Raw genomic sequence first — 2,393 nt, 5'->3', positions numbered from 1 at the left:
CCGGCACGCGTTGTGCTGGGTCCACGCGGAAACGGCTGGTGCATAAACTGGACACGTTCAACGACCAGCATCGCGCCGCTCAAACGCGGGTTCGTGGCCTGATCTGGGAGTTTTTTACGCGGACCTCAAAGCGTACCAGCAAAAACCGGGCAAGCGGCAGGCTCGGGCGTTACGGACCCGCTTCGACCGTATCTTCCTCTGCCGCACCGGCTTCGTGACGCTGGACCGTCTGCTGGCGCGGCTGCACGCCAACAAGGCCGAACTACTGATGGTGCTGGAACGGCCGGAAATCCCGCTCCACACCAATGGTTCGGAAAACGACATCCGCGGTCACGTCACGCGGCGGAAGATCAGCGCCGGAACCCGGAGTGAGACCGGCCGGGATTGCCGCGACGCGTTCCTGAGCCTCGCCAAGACCTGTGACAAACTTGGCATCGCGATCTGGGATTATCTGGGTAGCAGGTTCAAGGTGGTGGGGGCCGCGATCATCGCGCCGCTCGACTTCTACGTCAGAGCCCGCCTCCGCCCCACCTAACCAGTATCCGCGACAATTTCTTCGTTCCCGCCACCTGCTCGATCGTTGGCCTGCTGACCAAGTCGAACTCGGGTTACCCACCCTTTTGCCCCTCTTACCCTCGCCTTCTGCAAGGCTTTGAGTTTGTCGAGAAACCGGTCAGCCGCGACATAAGGCGGCCATGGCTCCCACGGCGCCACCGCATCCGGCAGACCGAGCGGGTCATGCGCCATAGGTTCGATCTCAATACCAAGGGTCTTGCGCAACGCTGGCCGCCGCCATCCCACGACATGCAGCGCCTCATTGGCGGCGGCCTGATGATCCGCCTGCTTGTGCTCGCGGTGGCTGGCGACGGTCCAAGGGGGCAGGTCATAGCGCCGATTGACGGCCGCCTGTAGCCGCGTATCGAGGGCGCGGAACGCATCGCCAAGAATAGGCTTGAGCGGCGTGATGATATCCAGCCCGCCCATCAGCGCCTCGGGGGCGTCGTGCAGTAGCTCCCGCAACGCCTCACCGGCCGTCAGTGGCCGGCCGGGCATCGCCTCGCGGATCGCCAGCACCGCCAGGCTGTGCTGGGCCACGGATAATGGATAATCCCAGGCTGAGTGCCCGCCCCACCGATTGGTGCGGGACAGCCCCACGGCCAAATCGCGATCGGTCCAAGCATCAGACCGGGGATTGAGCAAGTCAATCTTGCTGCCCGACTGAAACATTATCCACGCTCTTGTCATTGGCGGCTCCTTGTCTGCCGGTCTCCTCACCGGATATGCAATGAAATAGCACCGTTGGTGCTATTTGCCAACTTAAAGAACGTTCATGATTTTCTGATTTCTGTTGTTAAATTCTATGTATTTCCAGAATCACCGCCCCGCCGTTGCGCGTCGTGCCTGCCGCTCCTGCTCGGGCTGCTCGGCTCGTTCCGCCCGCCGGATTTCAGCACCACTCTCGGCCGCGCGTTGCCAATAGCCGCGCGCCTGCTCGCCCGCCTGGCTATCAGGCCGGCCGGTGATCTGCCCTGCCTTCTGCTCGGCCCGCAGCGCCATCAAATACCCGGAAATCTTCTCGGCATCGGCTGCCGCCCGGAAGATCTCACGCGGATCTTGCTGCAAGGCTTTGATCCAGCTCCCGACATAGGCCGCATGCTGGCCCGGATCATGGCCGATCCCCAGCTTGTCCGCGATCATCAGCGAGGCAATCTCGGCCCTTAGCTCCTCCCGCGCGTAGGCTTCCGATCCAAACGGGGTGCCAAGATCCGGCCGGTTCAGCCGCGAGGGGTGCCCTGTGGCGTGCCCCTTATGCCGACATCGGCATAAGGGGCATAATGCCGAGATCCGGATTATGCCGCATCTGCTCGGCAGGGCGCGGTTGGCGGTATGATCGCACCAATCCCATTCGGCATAATCTTCATCGCTCCAACAACATGGAGCACGACGATCATGCCTCAATATTTGCAGACCTGCATCGAGCCGTATCTGGACTCGTTCGCCGAGAGCTTTGCGGCGGAGAATTACACCGCCGGCACGGTCAAGACCTACCAATCGATCCTGCGGAAGGTGGGGCACGCGATGGATGTCGAGGGCATCAGTCCTTCGGCGTTGACGCTCGACATGGCCGAGCATCTGGGACGCAAGGTGCCGCGCAAGAAGACGGGCTCGGTATGGCCGTATAGGTTGGCCCGCCGGTTCGCGCAGCATCTGCTCGATATCGGCGTCACGCAGCCGGTGCCGTTGACCGAGGCGCAGCAGGCGCGCGCGACCCTGCTGGCGAACTTCGAGACCTATCTGGTCAAGCATCGCGGCCTGAGTCCGCGGACGATCGTATCACACGCTGCGGTTCGCMAMCGGTTCCTCGATCATCGCTTTGGTGATGCGATAGTTGA

General features: G+C 62.4%; 2 protein-coding genes and 2 pseudogenes. 2 read left to right on the top strand and 2 right to left on the bottom strand.

Translation table 11 applies throughout. The annotated features are described in order from the left end of the window. Window positions 1–214 precede the first annotated feature (214 nt). Entirely contained in the window at window positions 215–535 is a 321-nt protein-coding gene (locus RT91_RS22370; RefSeq protein ID WP_205408979.1) for a transposase, read from the top strand. On the opposite strand, the gene RT91_RS19170 is transcribed toward RT91_RS22370, so the two are convergent. Together RT91_RS19170 and RT91_RS22685 are read right to left on the bottom strand one after the other, a co-directional pair. Continuing rightward, window positions 532–1,227, bottom strand: coding sequence for a hypothetical protein (locus RT91_RS19170; protein WP_205408995.1), 696 nt, complete (start codon window positions 1,225–1,227; stop codon window positions 532–534). The genes RT91_RS22370 and RT91_RS19170 overlap by 4 nt on opposite strands. 258 nt (window positions 1,228–1,485) lie before the next feature. Further along, a pseudogene (locus RT91_RS22685) lies at window positions 1,486–1,806 on the bottom strand (zincin-like metallopeptidase domain-containing protein); the annotation flags it as partial. A 144-nt stretch (window positions 1,807–1,950) separates the two neighbouring features. Between RT91_RS22685 and RT91_RS19160 the strand changes: the two are divergent. Further along, window positions 1,951–2,393 (top strand): annotated as a pseudogene (locus RT91_RS19160) (integrase); the annotation flags it as partial.

Source organism: Acidiphilium sp. JA12-A1 (assembly GCF_000724705.2).
Lineage (GTDB): Bacteria > Pseudomonadota > Alphaproteobacteria > Acetobacterales > Acetobacteraceae > Acidiphilium > Acidiphilium multivorum.
This window is presented reverse-complemented; position numbering and strand designations above follow the sequence as displayed.

Bases quoted from the DNA above. Each gene is read 5' to 3' on its own strand.
- RT91_RS19170 (WP_205408995.1), bottom strand. From the start codon at position 1,227: ATGTTTCAGTCGGGCAGCAAGATTGACTTGCTCAATCCCCGGTCTGAT.